Genomic DNA, 1,568 nt, shown 5'->3' on the forward strand with positions numbered 1-1,568 from the left:
TAAGCACCCGGTGAACCCGTCTTGAAGGGGACCCGCGTAGCAAGGAGCATCGTGTCCATCTAGTTCTAGGTGGACACGTGGACACTATCGAAGAGAGCGCGCCAATACGGCGCCGACGTCGGCATAGCGCCGAGTTCAAGGCCAAGGCAGTGCAGGAGTGCATGCAGCCGGGTGTTTCGATCGCGGCGATAGCCCTGCACCATCGCCTCAATGCGAATCTGCTGCGGCGCTGGGTCGCCGAGCAGGAAGCAAAGAATGGCGCGCCTGAGGACCGCGAGTTGATGAGGGTGCCGCAAGGCGAGTTCATCCCGTTGCGGATCGGCGAGCCGACCACTGCCGTGCCGGACATCCAGATCGAAGTCCGCCGTGGCGCGACGACGATCAGTCTTCGCTGGCCGGGATCGGCCGCAGCGCAGTGCGCCCAGTGGCTGCAAGGGTGGTTGCGTTGATTCGGGTGGACGCGATCTGGTTGGCCGTGGAGCCGCTGGACATGCGCGCCGGTACCGAAACGATCCTCGCGCGGGTCGTCAAGGTGTTCGGCGCGGCACGCCCCCACCACGCCTACCTGTTTGCCAATAAGAGTTCGACGCGCATGAAGGTGCTGGTCTACGACGGCTTCGGCATCTGGCTGGCCGCGCGGCGCCTCAACAAGGGGCGCTTCATCTGGACGAACGGCGACCAGGCGATCGCCACGGCGCTCAATCCCGAGCAATTGCGTGCGCTGGTGACGGGGCTGCCTTGGCAGACGCTCACCCACGACCACGCGATCACGGTCGTGTAATACCCCCAAAGCCGTAAACTGGCTTCCTTCCAGAGGACTTGGGGTTCTGGCAGACTCGCCGCATGAACCTACCCACCAACCTCGATGCCCTGAGCCCGGACGAACTGCGCACACTGGCTGCGCAGTTGATGGCCCAGGTCGGCGAGAAGGACCGGGAGTTGCGGTACCGGCAAGCCAAGATCGACCAGCTCACACACGAGCTGGCCATCCACAAGCGCTGGAAGTTCGGCAAGCGCAGCGAGCAACTGACATCTGAACAGGCGAGTCTGCTGGACGAAGCCATTGACGCAGACCTCGAGGCGATTGAGACCGAACTGGAAGCGCTCCTGCCGTCGTCCAAATCTGAAGCCAAGAGCAAGCCCAAGCGCCAGGCATTGCCGCCGCAGTTGCCGCGCACCGACATCCACCACGAGCCGGACGCAGAGACCTGCACCTGTGGGTGTGCGCTCAAGCGCATTGGCGAAGACATCAGCGAGAAGCTGGACTACACGCCGGGCACGTTCACCGTGGAGCGTCACATCCGCGGCAAATGGGTGTGCGATCAGTGTGAGACGCTGGTGCAGACGCCGGTGCCACCCCACGTCATCGACAAAGGCATCCCGACGGCCGGACTGCTGGCACATACGCTGGTGTCCAAGTTCGGCGACCACCTTCCCCTGTATCGGCAGGAGCGCATCTATGCGCGCGCCGGTCTGGCCATCCCGCAATCGACACTGGGCGCGTGGGTGGGCATCTGTGGCGTGCGTCTGCAACCGCTGGTGGACGCCCTGCAAGAAGAGGTTCTGAG

At 63.9% G+C, this 1,568-nt stretch carries 3 protein-coding genes; all 3 read left to right on the plus strand.

Annotation, left to right across the window (positions count from 1 at the left end; genetic code table 11):
* Positions 1–77: 77 nt before the first annotated feature.
* Entirely contained in the window at positions 78–449 is a 372-nt protein-coding gene (tnpA, locus tag BG83_RS0116540; protein WP_004633552.1) for an IS66-like element accessory protein TnpA, read from the plus strand.
* Positions 450–454: 5 nt separating this feature from the next.
* The gene (gene tnpB, locus BG83_RS0116545) at positions 455–781 is read left to right on the plus strand and encodes an IS66 family insertion sequence element accessory protein TnpB (RefSeq protein WP_131807846.1); all 327 of its coding nucleotides are present in this window, start codon (positions 455–457) and stop codon (positions 779–781) included.
* Positions 782–843: 62 nt separating this feature from the next.
* Positions 844–1,568, plus strand: a 725-nt coding sequence (locus BG83_RS0116550; RefSeq protein ID WP_024977762.1) for an IS66 family transposase, incomplete at its 3' end; no start/stop codon positions are given.

Origin of the sequence: Ralstonia pickettii, assembly GCF_000607165.1 — a bacterium.
Taxonomy (GTDB): domain Bacteria; phylum Pseudomonadota; class Gammaproteobacteria; order Burkholderiales; family Burkholderiaceae; genus Ralstonia; species Ralstonia holmesii.